This window comes from Cohnella boryungensis (genome assembly GCF_042651945.1).
Lineage (GTDB): Bacteria > Bacillota > Bacilli > Paenibacillales > Paenibacillaceae > Cohnella > Cohnella boryungensis.
This window is the reverse complement of record NZ_JBHSED010000065.1, coordinates 313,847-328,187: the sequence shown is the minus strand read 5'-3', so window position 1 is coordinate 328,187 and position 14,341 is coordinate 313,847. Positions and strand designations below refer to the sequence as shown.

11 protein-coding genes are annotated in these 14,341 nt (G+C 55.1%); all 11 read left to right on the top strand.

Annotated features, from left to right (window positions below; all coding sequences use genetic code 11):
- The first annotated feature begins 23 nt into the window (after positions 1-23).
- The gene (locus ACFO1S_RS25200) at positions 24-1,526 is read left to right on the top strand and encodes an MDR family MFS transporter (protein WP_378127782.1); all 1,503 of its coding nucleotides are present in this window, start codon (positions 24-26) and stop codon (positions 1,524-1,526) included.
- A gap of 68 nt (positions 1,527-1,594) precedes the next feature.
- Entirely contained in the window at positions 1,595-2,188 is a 594-nt protein-coding gene (locus ACFO1S_RS25195) for a YdeI/OmpD-associated family protein (protein ID WP_204602131.1), read from the top strand.
- Positions 2,189-2,408: 220 nt separating this feature from the next.
- Complete coding sequence (locus tag ACFO1S_RS25190) at positions 2,409-3,341, top strand: carbohydrate ABC transporter permease (protein ID WP_204602132.1); 933 nt, start codon at positions 2,409-2,411, stop codon at positions 3,339-3,341.
- 8 nt (positions 3,342-3,349) lie between these two features.
- Positions 3,350-4,195 carry a carbohydrate ABC transporter permease gene (locus ACFO1S_RS25185; RefSeq protein ID WP_204602134.1) on the top strand — a complete coding sequence of 282 codons (846 nt, stop codon included), beginning with the start codon at positions 3,350-3,352 and terminating at the stop codon, positions 4,193-4,195.
- A gap of 108 nt (positions 4,196-4,303) precedes the next feature.
- The gene (locus tag ACFO1S_RS25180; RefSeq protein WP_204602143.1) at positions 4,304-5,662 is read left to right on the top strand and encodes an ABC transporter substrate-binding protein; all 1,359 of its coding nucleotides are present in this window, start codon (positions 4,304-4,306) and stop codon (positions 5,660-5,662) included.
- Between the two features lie 101 nt (positions 5,663-5,763).
- Complete coding sequence (locus ACFO1S_RS25175) at positions 5,764-7,536, top strand: sensor histidine kinase (RefSeq protein ID WP_204602145.1); 1,773 nt, start codon at positions 5,764-5,766, stop codon at positions 7,534-7,536.
- A complete protein-coding gene (locus ACFO1S_RS25170) occupies positions 7,511-9,100 on the top strand; it encodes a response regulator transcription factor (protein WP_204602147.1) in 1,590 nt (529 codons plus the stop codon). The genes ACFO1S_RS25175 and ACFO1S_RS25170 overlap by 26 nt, the downstream gene beginning before the upstream one ends.
- Positions 9,101-9,105: 5 nt before the next feature.
- Complete coding sequence (locus ACFO1S_RS25165; protein ID WP_204602149.1) at positions 9,106-10,692, top strand: glycoside hydrolase family 43 protein; 1,587 nt, start codon at positions 9,106-9,108, stop codon at positions 10,690-10,692.
- Positions 10,693-10,734: 42 nt separating this feature from the next.
- Complete coding sequence (locus ACFO1S_RS25160; protein WP_204602151.1) at positions 10,735-13,047, top strand: glycosyl hydrolase family 95 catalytic domain-containing protein; 2,313 nt, start codon at positions 10,735-10,737, stop codon at positions 13,045-13,047.
- A gap of 14 nt (positions 13,048-13,061) precedes the next feature.
- Positions 13,062-13,577 (top strand): GrpB family protein, encoded by a 516-nt coding sequence (locus tag ACFO1S_RS25155; RefSeq protein WP_204602153.1) that lies wholly within the window; start codon positions 13,062-13,064, stop codon positions 13,575-13,577.
- A gap of 236 nt (positions 13,578-13,813) precedes the next feature.
- A complete protein-coding gene (gene paiA, locus ACFO1S_RS25150; protein ID WP_204602154.1) occupies positions 13,814-14,329 on the top strand; it encodes a spermidine/spermine N(1)-acetyltransferase in 516 nt (171 codons plus the stop codon).
- Positions 14,330-14,341 lie beyond the last annotated feature (12 nt).

The window sequence follows — 14,341 nt, the reverse complement described above, 5'->3', positions numbered from 1 at the left end:
CGTGGAGCGGAAAGCAGGGATTTATGTCAGCTTCTAAGCAAACCTTACAAACAAAACCGATGCCGGCCGGAGAAGACGGCTTCTCGTTGAAGGCCATTCTGCCGCCGCTCGCGGCGATTATTGTCGGCATGATCATGGTTATACTGGATAGCACCATCGTCAATAATGCCATACCGAGGCTCGTGGAGCATTTCGACACCGATCTGAAGACGATCCAATGGACCGTCACCGGCTATACGCTGGCCTTATCCGCCGTTATCCCGCTTGCAGGCTGGATGTCCGACAAATTCGGCTCCAAGCATGTATTCATGATTACGATCGCCCTGTTCACGATCGGCTCCGTGCTATGCGGCATCGCCCAAACGCCGGAGCAGTTGATCCTTTTCCGCATCGTTCAAGGCTTGGGCGGCGGCATGGTAGGCCCGATCGGGATGGCCATGGTGTTCAAGCTCGCGCCTCCGGAGCGCCGCGGTTCCGTTATGGGCGTCCTCGGCATCCCGTTGCTGATGGCGCCGGCGTTCGGTCCGGTGCTGTCCGGTTGGCTGGTCGATTCCGTCAGCTGGCACTGGATATTCATCATTAATCTGCCGATCGGCATTGTCGCCTTCATCCTCGGGTATAAATATTTGCCGAAATCCGACCGTCATGCGGCGCCGCATCTGGATGTCCTCGGCATGTGCCTTGCGCCGATCGCCTTCTCCATGCTGGCGTACGGCGTGAGCGAAGGGGGCGCCAACTGGACCTCGATCTCGACAATTACGGGCTTGACCGTCGGCGGCCTTGCGCTCATCCTCTTCATCTTCGTGGAACTGGCACAGAAGCAGCCGCTGCTGGAGCTCAAGGTGTTCAAGTCGTCCGACTTTACGCGCAGCATCGTCCTGACGTGGATCGTACAGCTCGCGCTGTTCGGCGCCATGCTGATGATCCCGCTGTATCTGCAGGGCGTTATGCACTACACCGCGCTTGAAACGGGCTGGATCCTGATGCCCTATGCGCTATGCGCGGGAATCGGCATGCCGATCAGCGGCCGTCTGTTCGACAAGATCGGCGCGCGCCCGCTCGCCTTCGCCGGCCTTGCCGTCGTATCCGTATCCCTGTTCATATTGTCCGGCATATCGGTGGATACATCGCTGTGGGCGATTATCCTGTGCATCTGCACCATGGGTTTGGGCATGGGCTTCTCCATGATGCCGCTTAACACGCATGTCCTGAATTCCGCGCCTCATCGCCTGGTGAGTCGCGTCACGCCATTGACCACGGCGGCTCAGCAGGTCGTCGTCTCGTTCGCGGTCGCGGGCCTGACGGGGTATTTGACTTCGCAAATCGCTTCCCGCGCCGCAAGCGTGGGAGCGGACGCGAATCCGCTGAACGCCGTCGTTGCGGGTTACGGCGACACGTTTTTCCTGTCCGCCTGTCTCGTAACCGCAGGCGTCGCGCTGACGCTCCTTCTGCGTAAACCGAAGAAGCACGCGGAAGACGAAAGCCCTGGCGTGGACGGCCCGGACCCGGCGATAATGGGTCACTAACTAATCGTGAAGCGCTGCCGAATTCGTATGCAAACTGTAATTGTCCTAATAATGAGAGGTGTACTGCGATGGGAAAAGGCGAAAGGAATTCAAAGATTGATCCCTTCTTCAGAAAGGCCAAGAATTGGAAGGAAGAATTCGAGAAGCTAAGGGAGATCGTGCTTGATTGCGAGCTGACCGAAGATTTTAAATGGATGCATCCTTGTTACACGTTTCAGGGCAAAAACATCGTACTGATTCATGGATTTAAGGAATACTGCGCGCTTCTGTTTCACAAAGGCGCCTTGTTAAAAGACCCCCACGGGATTCTGATCCGGCAAACGGAGAACGTACAGGCCGCACGCCAGATTCGGTTCAGCAATGCTCAACAAATCGAGGATATGCAGCTCATCTTGAAAACCTATATCGACGAAGCCATCGAGGTTGAAAAAGCAGGCTTGCGGGTGGAGTATAGCCAGAACACAGAAGCCGCGATTCCGGAGGAATTGGACAATAAATTCGTTGAAATTCCGGAATTGAAAGAAGCTTTCGATGCGTTGACGCCCGGACGGCAAAGAGCCTACCTTCTTTATTTTAACGCAGCCAAGCAATCCAAGACCCGAGAGTCCAGAATCGAGAAGTATTTGCCGCATATTCTCGACGGAAAGGGAATGAACGATTAGCAGCCCGGCATATTCCGCTTCGCGCTTAGCGCGGAGTCGAATCGTAAAGCCGCTCCTTCCGGGAGCGGCTTTTGCGATATTTCGAAGAGTATTAACATTCGAATGCCGATCAGGTAAAAATATTACACGCTAACGAGTCTAAATTCTGAGCCGAGTTTTTTGCCGCATCCTCCTATAATGAGCATAACGATAAGGAACAATCGCAGGAGGTAGGCGCGCTATGAAGACGGCCATCGAGCAGGGGAAGCGGACCGGGAGACGAAGAGGGTGGAACGAGAACCGGAAAGAAGCGTTATACGGGTGGCTGTTTCTGGCGCCGGAGGCGGTCGGGATTATTGCGCTGGCCATTTTCCCGATCTTTTTCTCGCTGTTTCTGAGCTTCACGAATTGGAATCTGGTGGGCGGGTTCGAGAAGATGGAGTGGGTCGGGCTATCCAACTTCGAAAAGATGGTGGGCGATTCGAAATTCTGGAAAGCGCTTGAGAACAATTTGCTGTACACCGCGATTACGGTTCCGGTAGGGCTGTTCATGGCGCTGGTGATGGCGGTGCTTATCCATACGAAGGTGTACGCCAAGGATATGTTCAAAATTCTGTTTTTCATTCCGTACATTTGTTCTACGGTTGCCATCGCCGCCGTATGGGCAGCGCTCTACCATCCGTCCAGCGGGCCGATCAATCAGTTTCTGCTGGCGCTTGGCATCGACCAGCCGCCCAAATGGCTTGTGGATTCCCACTACGCCATTATCGCTATTATGGTCATCGCAATCTGGCAGGCGCTCGGGTACCAAATGATCATTTTCCTCGCCGGTATGACGCAAATTTCCGAAGACGTGTATGAGTCGGCTCGGATCGACGGTGCGTCGGGAATACAGCAATTCTGGTATATCACCATTCCGATGCTGGCGCCGACTACGCTGTTCTTGACGATAACGACGATCATCGGCTCGTTCAAGGTGTTCGATCTGATTAAATTCCTGACCGACGGCGGTCCTAACGATGCCTCTACCGTGCTCGTGTATCGCATCTACGAGGAGGGCTTCATCAACTACAACATGGGTTACGCGTCCGCACTGTCGTGGATTCTGTTCCTGCTCGTCATCGCCGTGACCTCGGTGACATGGATCGCGCAAGCTAGAGAAAAAAGAGGCTGATAAGGGGGATGAGAAACGTGGCGCAAAAGAAGTGGAAGCTGGACAGGCTGCTGTTGACGGCAATTTTCGGAGTGTGCTCCATTCTGTTCGTCGTTCCGCTCATATGGATGCTATCGGCCTCCGCCAAGCTGGAGCGGGACGTCATGACCTACCCTATTCAATGGATTCCGCAGGATTGGAATTGGATTGAAAATTTTCAAAAAGTGTGGCTTGAAAAAGTCCCCTTCTCCATGTTCTACTTGAATTCGTTCAAGCTGGCGATCCTCTCCACGCTGGCGACACTGCTTATTTCTTCCATGGCGGCCTTCTCGTTGGCCAAGCTGAAGACGCCGGGAAAGGGCATTATGTTCGGCATCATGCTGTCGTTCATGATTATTCCGGAGCAGGCGACGCTCGTTCCGAGATTCATTATGATTAAATGGTTGGGGCTGTACAATTCGCACGAGGGCCTGGTTCTGATGCTTGCCTTCTCGATGTATTTCACGTTCTTGATGAGGCAGTTCATGATGGGGATTCACAACGATTATATTGAGGCGGCGAAAATCGACGGAGCGGGGTACTTGCGGGTATACGCGCAGATCATGCTGCCGCTGTGTAAGCCGATTCTTGCCACAGCGGGCATCATCAAGTTCATCTGGACGTGGAACGATTATCAGAATCCGCTGATCTTCCTGTTCACGAAGGAGCTGTTCCCGCTGCCGCTCGGCATTCAATTTTTCCGTCAGGAGTATTCTAACAATGTCTCGCTGATGATGATGGCCGCGGTGTCGGCGATCATTCCTCTGCTCGTGGTTTTCGTTATTTTGCAGAAGCAGGTCATCAACGGAATTACGGTCGGCGGGGTCAAGGGGTAACGCGAGTCAAAAAAATGCACGGACAAGTGCTATAGATTGTACACGGTAAAGCGTTTTCAGCTTCATTATTCTAGAGGTGCAAGCAAATACGATTAAGGGGATGCGAAGATGAGAAAGATCGCGATCATGTTAATGTCGTGCATGGTGCTGCTTCTGGCGGCTTGCGGAGGCGACAAAGGAAACGGGAACGGCGCTTCGCAGTCGCCGGCTGCGGGAGGAGAGAGCTCGGCATCGGGCAATGAGGTTGTGACCTTGAAATTCTATACGAACGCGAAGGGCGAGCCCGGGGAGCCGATGATGAAAATCGTCGAAGCGTTTAACGCGCAAAGCCAGAACGTCAAGGTTGAGCACGTGGCGCTGGTGCAAAACAACGACTCGCGGGAAATGCTGCAAAAGCTGGATATTCTGGCCGCTACGGACGAGACTGTAGATGTCGTGCTGATGAACAACGAAGGATACGTGCTTGAGCGCGCGGGCAACGGCATGCTGTACCCGCTGGACGAGTTCTACGAAGCGAATCAAATCAAGCCGGAAGACGAGTTTTACCGCAATCCTACCTACGATGGTAAGCATTACGCCGCGATGACCGACGCCAGCTTCTGGTATGTCGCCCTCAACGAAAACCATCTCAAGGAAGCCGGACTGGAAGTGCCTTCGTTCGATTGGACGTGGGACGATTTCCGGGAATATGCCAAGAAGCTCAAGGAAAGCAAGGACGGCCGTTTTGGCGCTTACTTCCATACGTTCGGCGAGTACGCGAACCTGATCGCCTACACCGATTTCAAGAACCCGCAATTAAAAGAAGACGGCACGCTGCTGTTCGACGATCCGAGCTTCGAATACTGGTTTAACCTGCGCCGGGGGATGGAAGTCGAAGACCGTTCGGTACGTCCGCTGGCGGATGTCCTCGCGGCGAAGCAGCACTGGGCGACGGACTTTATGAACGGAACGACGAGTATGATGCCAATCGCCATGTACTCGCTGGACGAAGCCTTCCTGAACGAGGAAAGCTATCCGCGCGATTTCAAAATTACGTTCGCCCCGCTTCCTCGCTCCTCCAAGGACGTGGAGCCCGGCCTGACGAGCATCGGCGGCAGCTTCCTGACGATTCATAAGAACTCGAAGAATAAGGAAGCGGCCTTCGAATTCATCAAATTCGCCACGATGGAAGGCGCCGCATTGTCCGGCCGCATTCCGGGATGGATGAAGGCGGACGGAAAGGCAATCGTGAAGGAGCTGGTAGGAGATAAGTCGAACCTGGTCGACGTGGACGCGTTGTCCGCTACGCTGTTCGACGACCGTGTTCGCACGGCCGGCTCTTCCGCAATCAGCGTGCCTTACCAGCAACAGCTCAAGAAGGTTGCCGAAGGCGGAATCAACAAATTCATGCTCGACAATACGACATTCGAGACGGCGCGCCAATTCATGCTGGATGAAGGGCAGAAAGTAATCAAAGACAACAAATGATAAGGGCGGGAGATCGGCGGTTGCGCCGATTTCCCTGTTTCTTTTCTTGGGAAAGGTGTAAGATCGGTTCAACAAGAGCCGACGCATTGGAGGATGGACACTTGAGCTGGTTTTATCGGATATCGTTCTACCGGAGAATACAGGTCGCGCTTGTGCTGTTTCTGATCATTCCGCTGTTGTTGATAACCGGATTGTCCTACTTCGCGAACAAACAGGCGAACGAGGAGAACGTTCGCACCCATATGAAGGGAATTATCGGCATATTGGCCAACGACCTGTCGAAGACGGCGAACGATATTACGTATACGGCGAATCAGTATTCCGCCCTGCAGACGAACAGCCTGTTCACGAACTTAAGAGAACTGAAGGACATGAGAGCCTTTGCCGACTTCGCGACCTATAAAGCTTACGCCGCTTTGAACGAGAACGCCGCGCTGCATACCGGCAAGCTGTCGCTTGCTCAGATCAACGTTTTTTACGTTAATCGCGTCTATTATCCGATCGTCGGCTCGCTGCGGGAGTACGAGGTTGCCCGACTGCGCGAGAATGCCCAGTTCGAGCATCTTTCCGTAGACGAGGCCGCCACGGGGATTGTGCGATGGTTTCGGGCGGAGCGCGGGACGGGATACGGAGACGTCTTCAAGGCGCCGTACTATCTGTTCTTGAAAAAAACGGTCTACGATCCTTATCGCAACGATACGCTGGGAACGCTTTTCGTCGGCATCCCGGCTGCTTATTTCGACAACCTGTTCCGCAATGCCGGCTCCGGCATCGTTTCGTTGTACGAAGGTGACGGAAATCTGCTGGCGGGTATGGCGGAGAGCACGTCGGCATTGTCCGCCGGACCGCGCGACGGATGGATGAGGGAACGCATCGAGGTGCCGGGAACTTCGTGGACGCTGACGTACGATCTGGAGCTGTCGACCGCCATCGGGGACGTCACGCAACGGTTCTGGTACTTGCTTATGGCCGTATGCATCGTGCTCTTCGTCTTTCTGTTCATTTCCGTCGTAATCGCGAAAGGGCTGAACCGGCCGATTCATCGGTTGATGCGAGTCGCTGCCCAATACGGGGAAGGCAACAGCTCCGTTCGTTATAACATTAAGGGGCAAGACGAAATTTCCTTGCTTGGCGGTTCAATCAACCAGATGCTCGACAACATCAACGCTCTGATTCGCAAAGTGGAGGAGGAGCAGGAGGAGAAGCGGACGATCGAGCTGTACGCGTTGTTCTCGCAAATCCGCCCGCACTTTCTGCTGAACACGTTGAATTCGATTAAATGCAATTTGGCCGTCGAAGGGGATCAAGTCCACAGCGAGACGATCGATTCCTTAATGGCGCTGTTGCGGGCGCATCTTCGCGTGCACGAGCCGATCGCGTTGGCGGAAGAGTGCCGATTGCTCGGACAGTATGTCTCGATCATGAGGATGCGCAACCGGCTGAACGTCGAGTTGAACATCGAGCTGCCGGAACGGCTTCAAAGCATGCTTGTCCCCCGGCTGCTGCTGCAGCCGCTGGTCGAGAACAGCATCATCCACGGCTTCAGCCGTTCGACGCGAAGCCCGCGTATCGACGTGACGGTCGAAGAGTCGGCGGGACTGGTTCGGATTCGGATCGCGGACAACGGCCGGGGGATTGGGGCGGAGCAAGCCGCGGAGTTAAACCGGATCTTGAGCGGAGAGGGGCAGCAGACCGGGGAGCGGGGAGTCGGCTTGTACAATGTGATGCGCCGCACCAAGCTGACCTTCGGAGCAACCGCCGAATTTGTCGTCGGTCCCGGAGAACCCGAGGGCTTTGTCGCTTGCTTGATAATTCCATGGCATCACGAAGAGGGGGGAGGGCGAAGCGATGATCAGAGCGATGTTGATCGATGACGACGTGCCGGTCGTCGACTATTTGCGAAAGCTGATTCCTTGGGAAGAGCTGGGGCTTAGCGTATGCGCCGAAGCCTACTCGGCGGAGGAGGCGATCGAGAAGTTCGAGGAGGCGCAGCCGGACGTCCTGGTCACCGATATCGGATTGCCCGACGGCAACGGGATCGAGCTGGCCCGTCGGTTCAAGGAAGCCCGTCCCCGGCTTCGCGTGATTTTTCTTACGTGCCATGAGGATTTTCACTATGTAAAGGAAGCGCTCTGGATCGAAGCGGACGATTACGTCGTCAAAGCCGAGATGAATCCGGAGAAAATCGCGAAGAGTCTGGGCAAAGCGGTATACCGCTTCGCCCATGAACGGGAACAGCTGGAGCAGATCGCGTACAAATCGGATCTAGCGAGAAATCGGGACATTTTGCTGCAGCGTTTTTTCCACGAGCTTTCCCAATCCTCCGATCCGACAGGCTTGTTGGAGCAGGGCAAACGGCTGGGCATCGAATGGAAGGGGTCGTGGTTCGCGCCGGGCCTGCTGCATCTGGATCTCGGCGATTTGTCCAAAGTGTACGACCGGAAAAACCCTGAATTGATTCGGTATGCGGCCTATAACATCGCTTCGGAGCTGGCTGCGGGCGAACGCGTGTCGGTCTTTCTGGCACAGGATCAGCGGATATGGGCGATCGCCTGCGAGCCGGAGGCGAGTGCGTCGATCGCCGTTCTGGAACGAACGGTCTCGCGGATTCGGGAGAAGCTGCGCGAGTTTTTGAAAATCGACAGCTACTCTGCGATCGCGGAGGAGGCAAGTTCGATCGACGAGCTGGGCAGGGCGATCGAACAGTTGAAGTCTAGTCTGACTGCCCGGTACTACGCGAACAGCCGCCTTATGGACGATACGTCCAGTGCATACAATGACGGGGTTGCGACGGAGGAAGAGGCGAACACTCGCCTTGAGGGGCTGGCGACACGGTGGATCGAAGCCGTTCATGGCGGGAGCAGCTCCGCGCCGATCTATCTGGTCAGCCTGGAGAGAGCGATGCAGGCTATCGCATGCGAACCGGCAAAGGCGAAAGAACGGCTGCTGCGCTGCGTGCAGGAGCTGGGAATTCGGCTAGGCCGCTCTGTTCCCTCGGACGTGCAAGAGGATATTAGACATACCGTCCGTCTGGGGGAAGCTTTTGGAATCGTGGAAGGATATGCCGACCGGGTGGCGAATGCCGCAAGGACGTCCGCTCCGGTTGCGCAAGGGACCAATCCCGAGCTGAAGGAGATTGACGATTATATCCGGGAGCATATGTACACGAACGTCAGTTCGATCGATATGGCGAGACATTTGCATTTGAATCCCAGCTACTTTTCCCGATACTTCAAAAAGCTGACGGGCACCATCTTCACGGATTACGCGCACCTGGTGAAGATGGAGGAAGCGAAAAGATTGCTCGTACTGGGCGAGACGGCGGAAACGACGGCGTATATGCTGGGCTACTCCGATCGCGCTTACTTCTCGAAGGTATTCAAGAAATATACGGGGATGAGCCCGAGCGAATGCAAGCAACGACAATTGGAGGAGTGAAAGGGATGAAATCATTAGACAGAGCGGGCAACCCTTCTCCTTGGCGCCCGGATCAAGGCAACGGGCATTACAGGAATCCGGTGCTGCACGCCGATTACTCAGACCCGGACGTCGTTCGGGTCGGCGACGATTTCTATATGACGGCATCGAGCTTCGGGCATATACCGGGCCTTCCTATATTGCATTCCAAGGATCTCGTGAATTGGAGCCTCATTAATCACGCAATCGTCCGCATGCCCTTGCCGGGCTATGACAAACCGCAGCACGGCAAAGGCGTCTGGGCGCCAAGCATTCGTTATCACGACGGAAGGTATTGGATCTTCTACGGCGATCCGGACGTCGGAATTATGATGACGACCGCGGAGGACCCCGCCGGCGAATGGTCCGAAATTCACCTGGTACAGGAAGGGAAGGGCTTGATCGATCCCTGTCCGTTCTGGGACGACGACGGAAGCGCTTATCTCGTGCATGCCTATGCGCACAGCCGGAGCGGCATCAAGCACCGCTTGAGGGTTCGGCGCATGTCCCCGGACGGAATGAAGCTGCTCCACGAAGGGACCGTCATTATCGACGATCCTGCCCGGCACCCGACGATCGAAGGACCGAAAATGTATAAGAGAGGCAAATACTACTATGTCTTCGCGCCGGCCGGCGGCGTCGAGGAAGGCTGGCAAACGGTGCTTCGCGCCGAGCATCCGTTCGGTCCTTACGAGGATCGTATCGTGCTAAAGCAGGGAAATACGCCCGTGAACGGTCCGCACCAAGGCGCATGGGTCGAATTGGCATCGGGGCAGTCGTGGTTTTTTCATTTTCAGCACAAGGACGCTTACGGACGGATCGTGCATCTGCAGCCGATGGAGTGGACGCAAGAGGATTGGCCGACCATGGGAACGGATATCGACGGAGACGGAATCGGGGAGCCGGTTCAGGAGGCGGAGAAGCCGGATGTCGGGGGACATTATCCGATTGCGGCGCCCGTCGCCTCGGACGGCTTCGACAGCGATCGATTGGGGCTGCAGTGGCAATGGCAAGCGAATCCCAAACCGGAATGGTACTCGCTCACGGAGCGCACGGGATATCTGCGCCTGTTCGCGCAGCCGAATCTCGAAGGCTCGTCGTCCTTGTACGAATCCCCTTCATTGCTGTTGCAGAAGTTTCCGGCGTTATCGTTTCGGACGACCGTTCGGTTGGACGCTGCGGGACTGACGGGCGGGAATCAAGCCGGCCTGATCCTGTTCGGCTATCATTATGCCGCGCTCGTATACTCGGCCGATCCGGCAGGAGGAGCGCAGCTGCAGCTGAGACGGGGGGATACGGAACGGGAGGAGGTCGTATGGCAGCGGCGGACGAACGCGGAGGCGGTAGGGCTTCGTGCGGTCGTTCGCGATGGCGCGTTATGCGATTTTTATTATCGCGCGGATGGCGAGAAGTTCGAAAGGGTTGACCAGCCTTCGTTTCAAGCGACGGTCAGCAAGTGGGTGGGAGCCAAGGTCGGCTTGTACGCCCGGACGACGGAGAACGTCGCGCGCGGCTATGCGGATTTCGACGATTTTACCGTAGAGGAAGCCACGGGGAACGAGGAAGAGGGCTGACGCAGGCCGAACGGAAATACGTTGGAGACAGGGGGATACAGGATGAGCGAGCAAAGGCTTTGGTATAAGCAACAGGCCATGCACTGGGACGAGGCGCTGCCTGTCGGGAACGGACGGCTTGGAGGGATGGTATTCGGGAACCCGCGCAAGGAGCGCATCCAATTAAACGAAGATTCCGTATGGTACGGCGGACCGACGGACCGTCATAACCCGGATGCGAGAGACAATTTGCAGGTGATCCGCGATTTGCTATTCGCCGGCAGGCTGAAGGAGGCGCACGAGCTTGCGGCCGCCGCGCTTCCAGGCATCCCGGAGACGCAGCGTCATTACGCCCCTCTCGGAGATCTATTTTTGACGATGGATCACGGGGACGAGACGGAGGACTACGTCAGGGAACTGGATCTGGAGAACGGAGTCGCGCGCGTGTTCTATCGGTCGGGCGGGATCGGCTATACGCGGGAAATCTTCTGCAGCTACCCCGGTCAAGTGCTCGCGGTACGCATTCGCGCCGATCGACCGGGAGCTGTCGGAGTGTCGGCTCGGTTGACCAGAGGGACTGGACGGTACATGGACGGCCTGAAGAGAAGCGATCCAAGAACGATTGTCATGCACGGCAATAGCGGCGGAGAGAACGGGCTTGCGTTTCGAGCCGCCCTGCGCGCGGGTAGCGAAGGCGGAACGGTCAGCCTGCTCGGAGAGCAGCTGCAAGTAAAGAACGCGGATGCCGTGACGCTCATCCTGTCTGCCGCAACGAATTATCGGCATGAAGACCCCGAGGACGCATGCTTGCGCACGTTGGACGAGGCGTTCGCGCTTGGAGCGGAGGCGCTCTTCGAGCGGCATCTGGACGATTATCAGGCTCTCTTCCGACGCGTCAGGCTTACGCTGAATGCGAACGGCGATCGAAACGGGGAATCGGGCGCGAATGCGGACAGAGAAGCAGAGGAGATGCCCACGGACGAGCGGTTAAACCGATTGCGTCAGGGGGGAGACGATCCCGGGCTGATCTCGCTGTACTTCCATTTCGGCCGGTATTTGTTGATTGCCAGCAGTCGTCCGGGGTCGCTTCCGGCGAATCTCCAGGGCATCTGGAACGATCAGATGAGGCCGCCGTGGGACAGCAAGTTCACGATCAATATCAATACGCAAATGAATTATTGGCCTGCCGAGTTATGCAATCTGTCCGAATGCCACGAGCCGTTGTTCGACCTCATCGAGCGCATGAGGGAGCGCGGCCGGGAGACGGCCGATAGAATGTATGGCTGCAGAGGATGGACCGCGCATCACAATACGGACATCTGGGCGGATACGGCGCCGCAGGACGTTTATCTTCCCGCGACCTTCTGGCCGATGGGCGGGGCTTGGCTCTGCTTGCATCTATGGGAGCATTATCAATTCGCGCCGGATCGGGCTTTCCTGGCGAAAGCTTATCCCGTTATGAGCGAGGCGGCTCTCTTCCTGCTGGATTATATGGTGGAAGCGCCGAACGGAGCGCTGGTCACTTGCCCTTCCGTCTCGCCCGAGAATACCTATATTCTCCCGAACGGGGAAGAAGGCACGCTATGCTACGGGCCTGCGATGGACAATCAGATCGTCAAAGAGCTGTTCGGCGCGTGCATAACCGCTTCGGAGACGCTCGGCGAGGATGCGGAATTCCGTGAACAGTTGCGAGCGGCCATGCTGCGGGTGCCCGATTCGGCGGTGTCCAAGGACGGGTATTTGCTGGAGTGGATGGAGGATTACGAGGAGAAGGATTTGGGACACAGGCATATCTCCCATCTGTTCGCTCTGCATCCCGGAACGCAAATCGCACCGGGCAAGACGCCAGATTTGGCCGAGGCGGCCAAGGCTACGCTGCGGCGCCGGCTCGCGCACGGCGGCGGGCATACCGGCTGGAGCCGCGCTTGGATCGTCAATTTCTGGGCGAGACTCGAAGACGGAAACGAAGCCTATGCGCATCTGAAGGCGCTGCTGCAATCGTCTACGCTTCCGAACTTGTTCGATAATCATCCTCCGTTTCAGATCGACGGCAACTTCGGCGGAGCGGCCGGAATTGCGGAGATGCTGCTCCAGAGCCATGACGGCTGTCTGCACTTGCTGCCCGCGCTTCCGGAAGCTTGGCGCTCGGGCAGCATTCAAGGACTTAGGGCTCGCGGCGGCTATGAGCTGGATGTGGCCTGGGAGGACGGCAGGTTGAGTCGAGCGAAGCTTACCTCCAATTCCGCTGGGACGATTACGGTCAAGAGCGGGAGTCTGGAGGTCTCCGTGGTCGCACAAGCGGGAGAAGTTTATTCGATCTATCCCGAACAAGGGAGGCTGCTCACAGAAATCTTGCCGTTATTCAGAGAAGGATGAATGGGGGGCCGCTGTTGGAGCTGGACGAAGAAATAATAATAAGTGAATATGATCCCGAGTGGCCATTATGGTATATCGATGAAGCATGTTCGCTGCATTATATTTTCGGGCCAGAGGTTCATATCGAGCATTTTGGCAGCACATCAATACCGGGCTTGGCAGCAAAGCCAATAGTTGACATCCTCGTCGGTATAACCAACTTCCCGAACGTTGCAGCATCACAACTTCAAGAGTTAAAACGTTTAGGCTATGAACGACCGGGATCAGCAAGTACTCCAGGGCGACTTTATTTTCGAAAGCGGGGGGCGCGTTCGTTTAATCTTGCAGTTACACAATTTAGGTCGGATTTGTGGAATGATAATCTCATCATAAGGGACTATCTGCGACAAAATCCGAATGAAGCACGGCATTATGCTGAACACAAAATGGACGCCTACAAGAAGGGCTTTAGAACCTTGTTGGCATACTCCGATCAAAAATCAGATTTCATTATGGACCTTCTAAGTCGTGCAAAAAAAGAAATGAAATGAATTGAATAGTTGGATTCAAACAACAGCGACAGTCCAAGACTTTATTTTCTTTCACAGCCGCGCTCGGTAGCTCAGAGCGCGGTTTTTTACGTGATACGCCCACTCTTGTCATATCAGAGATGACTGGGTTGGCGCGAAACATAGAGCCTCATAGGATGGTCTTTTTTAACTCTTATTTTTGTTGCAAATGCAATAAAAATATCGTATCTTTACTAGAAAGGAGTGACCTACACGATATGACTACAACGATTATGAAGTGCATGCTTGAGGATTTGCCCACCCTTCAAGAAATAAGTGTTGAAACCTTCAATGAAACCTTTAACCATCAGAATTCGCCCGATAATATGAAGGCCTATCTAGACAGAGCGTTTAGCTCAAATCAACTACAAAAGGAACTTAGCGCGAGTTCTTCGGAATTCTTCTTTATTTGCTGTGATGCAGAAGTTGCCGGGTATTTAAAGATAAACGCCAATGCAGCCCAATCTGAAAATGCGGGCGACGAATCCCTTGAAGTGGAAAGGATCTATATAAGAAACAAATTTCAGAACCGGGGACTTGGCAAGCTTTTAATCAATAAAGCAATTGAAGCAGCCGTAGCGCAGAATAAGAAGAAAATCTGGTTAGGCGTTTGGGAGAATAACGCGAATGCGATTGCTTTTTATAAGAAGCTCGGTTTTGTTCACACGGGAGCCCATTCTTTTTATCTGGGCGAGGATGAACAAATAGACTTAATTATGACCTTAACACTCTAGAAATCAGGTGAC

Excerpts from the sequence above, each read along its gene's own strand:
- ACFO1S_RS25200 (WP_378127782.1), top strand. The coding sequence starts at position 24 with ATGTCAGCTTCTAAGCAAACCTTACAAACAAAACCGATGCCGGCCGGA.
- ACFO1S_RS25195 (WP_204602131.1), top strand. The coding sequence starts at position 1,595 with ATGGGAAAAGGCGAAAGGAATTCAAAGATTGATCCCTTCTTCAGAAAG.
- ACFO1S_RS25190 (WP_204602132.1), top strand. The coding sequence starts at position 2,409 with ATGAAGACGGCCATCGAGCAGGGGAAGCGGACCGGGAGACGAAGAGGG.
- ACFO1S_RS25185 (WP_204602134.1), top strand. The coding sequence starts at position 3,350 with ATGAGAAACGTGGCGCAAAAGAAGTGGAAGCTGGACAGGCTGCTGTTG.
- ACFO1S_RS25180 (WP_204602143.1), top strand. The coding sequence starts at position 4,304 with ATGAGAAAGATCGCGATCATGTTAATGTCGTGCATGGTGCTGCTTCTG.
- ACFO1S_RS25170 (WP_204602147.1), top strand. The coding sequence starts at position 7,511 with ATGATCAGAGCGATGTTGATCGATGACGACGTGCCGGTCGTCGACTAT.
- ACFO1S_RS25165 (WP_204602149.1), top strand. The coding sequence starts at position 9,106 with ATGAAATCATTAGACAGAGCGGGCAACCCTTCTCCTTGGCGCCCGGAT.
- ACFO1S_RS25160 (WP_204602151.1), top strand. The coding sequence starts at position 10,735 with ATGAGCGAGCAAAGGCTTTGGTATAAGCAACAGGCCATGCACTGGGAC.
- paiA (WP_204602154.1), top strand. The coding sequence starts at position 13,814 with ATGACTACAACGATTATGAAGTGCATGCTTGAGGATTTGCCCACCCTT.